General features: G+C 75.6%; 1 protein-coding gene. It reads left to right on the top strand.

What is annotated here, in order from left to right; all coding sequences use genetic code 11:
* Positions 1–130 precede the first annotated feature (130 nt).
* Positions 131–4,302: type I polyketide synthase (locus ABZ464_RS51870; protein ID WP_359290003.1), on the top strand; the 4,172-nt coding region annotated here is incomplete at its 3' end.

The raw sequence follows: 4,302 nt of genomic DNA, 5'->3' as shown, positions 1-4,302 counted from the left end.
CGGACACCCCACCCACTGGCACCACCCCCAACCCACCACCCCACCCCACCACCTCCCCACCTACCCCTACCAACAACGCCGCTACTGGCTGGACGACGCGGCGACCGGGGGGAATCCCGAGAGTCTGGGGATGCACACCACTCGGCACCCGTTGCTGAGCGCGGCGACGACGCTCGCCGAGGGGGACGCGCTGCTGCTGACCGGGCGGATCTCGGCGCGCACCCATCCGTGGCTCGCCGATCACACGCTGGACTCGGTGCCCGTCCTGCCGGGCACCGTGCACCTCGAACTCGCCCTGCATGCGGCGCAGTTGCTGAACGGACTGACGGTGGGGGCACTGGAGCCGGGGCAGCCGCTCACGCTTCCGGCGTCAGGCGGCCTCGATCTGCAGCTTACCGTCGGCCCGCCGGGGCAGGACGGCCGACGCGAACTCGCCCTGCACGCACGAACGTTCGACGACGAGACGGCCGACGCCGAGCCGCTCGGGCGGCCCTGGACGACGTATGCGACGGGTGTGCTCGCGCCGCCCGCCGCGCTCCCGTCGGACCAGGCGGTGTGGCCGCCCGCGGGGGCCGCGCAGGCCGGACCCGAGGACGTGCGGGAGCGGCTCGCGGGGCTGGGGCTCGCCCCGGGTCCCGCGTTCGACGGGCTGCGCGCGGTGTGGCGGGAGGCCGGTGGCGCGGTCCACGCGGAGGCGGCGCTGCCGGACCAGGACGACGCTGAGGCCGCCGCGTACGGGATGCATCCGGCGCTGCTCGCCGCCGCGCTGCAGCCTGTGCTCGCCGAGGCGGGCGAGACGCCCCTGCTGCCGGGCTCCTGGCGGGACGTGGCGCTGCACGCCGTCGGGGCCACCGCGCTGCGGGTCTCGCTCACCCGGCACGGCGACGGGTACGCGCTCGCCGCGTACGACGCCCAGGGCGCCCCCGTCCTGACGGCCGCGGCGCTCACCCTCGCCCCGGTGGCGGACCAGGTTACGCGGGCCGTGAGCGGGGCGCGGGCCGACTGGCTGACCGCGCTCGACTGGCCCGAACTCGACGTGAATACAGGCGAGTTGACGCAGGTGGCGGACTCCTGGGCCGTGATCGGCGACCCGGTGCCGGGCGTCGAGGCCGCGTCGTACGAGTCGGTCGAGGCGTTCCTCGACGGCACCGCGGAGGCCGGGGCACCGGCCTACGCGCTGCTGCCCGCGCCGTCCGCGGACGCCGTACTGCCCGCGCTGCAGAGCTGGCTGGCCGACGAGCGGAGCGCGGCCACCCGGTTGGTGGTGCTCACCCGGCACGCGGTCACCGCCCGCCCCGACGACGTACCGGATCTGGCGCCCGCACCGGTGTGGGGCCTGGTGCGGGTCGCGCAGTCGGAGCATCCGCACCGTCTCTGCCTCGTGGACCTCGACGGGGACGCCGGTTCGCTGCGCGCGCTGGCGTCCGTGGTCGCCTCGGGCGAGCCGCAGGTCGCCGTACGGGCCGGGGTCGCGTATGTGCCGCGGCTGACACGGCTGGACGACGAGGCCCTCGGCGCCGGGCGCGCCGGCGGGGAGCCGGCGGGCACGGTGCTGGTGTCGGGCGGTGGGGATCTCGCCGCCGCCGTCGCGGCCCACGCCGTCACCGAGCTGGGCGCGCGCCGCCTGCTGCTGATCGGCACCGACGCCGAACTCCCGGACAGGCTGGCCGAGCTGGGTGCCGAGGTGGTCGTGGCGGACGGCACGGCGGCCGATCGGGACGCGGTGGCCGCCGCGCTCGCCGCGCTGCCCGCGCAGGAGCGCCTGACGGACGTGATCCATGTCGCCGCCGCGGCGCCGCTGGAGCTGTTGACCTCACTGGAGAAAGGCCCGTTCACGGACGGTCTCGGCCGGGCGGCGGACGCCGCCTGGAACCTCCACGAGCTCACGCTGGGGAAGGAGTTGGCGTCGTTCACCGTGCTGGCACCCGAAGCGTCGGCGACGCTCGGCGGCACCGGTCTCGCGGTGGCCGCCGCCGTCGGCGCGCAGTTGGACGCGCTGGCCCACCACCGGCGCACCCTCGGCCTGCCGGCCGTCTCGGTGACGTGGGGCCCGCGCGCCGAGGCGTCCGAGGACGCCGCTGTGCGCGGCGGTCTGGTGCGGTTCGCGGCGGGGCAGAGCGCGGCGCTGTCCGGGCTCGCCCTGCGCTCGGTGCGGCCCGCCGTCGTCGCGGCCCGGTTCAACCGGCCGGCGCTCGCGACCTGGGCCGAGTCGGGTCTGCTGCCGCCGCCGCTGCGGTCCCTGGTCCGTACCGTGCGCACCGCCGCGGCGGCGGGCGCCGCCGACGCGGGCACCCTTGCCGCCTCGCTCGCGGGCCTGTCCGAGCCGGAGCAGACGAGAGAGCTGCTCGATCTGATCCGGTCCCAGGCCGGCGGTGTGCTCGGCCTGTCGGGGTCGGACACCGTCGAGCCGGCCCGCGCCTTCAAGGACCTCGGTTTCGACTCGCTGACCGCGGTGGAGCTGCGCAACCGGCTGACCGCCGCGACCGGTCTCAAGCTGCCCACCACGCTGATCTTCGACCATCCGTCGCCGCGCGCGCTCGCGGACTTCCTGCGGTCCGGGCTGCTCGGCCTGGGCGCCGACGCCGCTCCCGGCGCGCCGGCCGCGGGAGCGTACGACGGCGAGCCCGTCGCGATCGTCGCCATGGCCTGCCGCTACCCGGGCGGGGTCCGCTCGCCGGAGGACCTGTGGCGGGTGGTCGCCGACGAGGCCGACGTGATCTCGCCGTTCCCCGACAACCGTGGCTGGGACCTGGACCGCCTCTTCGACCCCGACCCCGAGCACGCGGGCACGTCGTACGCCCGCGAGGGCGGGTTCCTGCACGACGCCGACCGGTTCGACCCGGCGTTCTTCGGGATCAGCCCGCGCGAGGCCACCAGCATGGACCCGCAGCAGCGGCTGCTCCTGGAGACGGCGTGGGAGGCGTTCGAGCGGGCCGGCATCGACCCCACGTCCCTGCACGGCTCACGTACCGGCGTGTTCGCGGGCGTCGTCTACACCGACTACGGGTCCCGGGTCCGGCTGCCCGCCGACATGGAGGGCTACCTCGGCATCGGCAGCGCGGGCAGCATCGCCTCCGGCCGTATCGCCTACACCCTCGGTCTGGAGGGTCCTGCGGTCACCGTCGACACGGCGTGCTCGTCGTCGCTGGTCGCGCTGCACCTGGCGGTGCGGTCGCTGCGGCAGGGCGAGTGCGATCTGGCGCTGGCGGGCGGGGCGACGGTGCTCGCGAACCCCGACATCTTCATCGGCTTCAGCCGCCAGCGCGGGCTGGCCCGGGACGCCCGCTGCAAGGCGTTCGCGGCGGCCGCGGACGGCACCGCGTTCGGCGAGGGCGTGGGGCTGCTCCTTGTGGAGCGGCTCTCCGACGCCCGCCGCAACGGCCACCAGGTCCTGGCCGTGGTGCGCGGCACCGCCATGAACCAGGACGGCGCGAGCAACGGCCTCACCGCCCCGAACGGCCCGTCGCAGCAGCGCGTGATCCGTGCCGCGCTCGCCGACGCGGGCCTGACCCCGGCCGACGTCGACGCGATGGAGGCGCACGGCACCGGCACCACGCTCGGCGACCCGATCGAGGCGCAGGCGATCATCGCGACGTACGGCCAGGAGCGTGACGGCGAACGGCCGCTGTGGCTGGGCTCGTTGAAGTCGAACATCGGGCACACGCAGGCGGCGGCCGGGGTCGGCGGCATCATCAAGATGGTCGAGGCCATGCGCCACGGCGTGCTCCCCCGCACGCTGCACGTCGACGAGCCGACCCCGCACGTCGACTGGTCGGCGGGCTCGGTCGAACTCCTCACCGAGGCGCGGGAATGGACCGCCGACGGACATCTCCGCCGGGCGGGTGTCTCGGGGTTCGGCATGAGCGGCACGAACGCCCACGTCATCATCGAGGAGGCGGCACCGGAGCCGAAGCCGGCCGGACAGCCTCCCGCACAGTCGCAGGGCCCGGCGCCGTGGCTGCTGTCGGCGCAGTCCGAGGCGGCCCTGCGCGCACAGGCCGAGCAGCTGCGCGCCTACGTCGACGAACACCCGGACCTGCAACCCGCTGACGCGGCAGGCCTGTTGGCGGAGGGGCGTACGACGCTGGACCACCGCGCGGTGCTGGTCGCCGACGACCGTGCTGAGCTGCTGGACGCGCTGGACGCCGTGGCGACGGACACCGCGAGCCCGCTCGTGGTGCGCGGGACCCGGGCCGAGACCCTGGGGAAGACGGTGTTCGTGTTCCCCGGTCAGGGCTCGCAATGGGACGGCATGGCCCGCGACCTGCTCACCACCTCACCCGTCTTCACCCACCACCTCAC

Source organism: Streptomyces sp. NPDC005820, assembly GCF_040630255.1.
Classification (GTDB): domain Bacteria; phylum Actinomycetota; class Actinomycetes; order Streptomycetales; family Streptomycetaceae; genus Streptomyces.
Note: the sequence above shows the minus strand (reverse complement) of the source record. Positions and strands in the feature narration are given on the sequence as shown.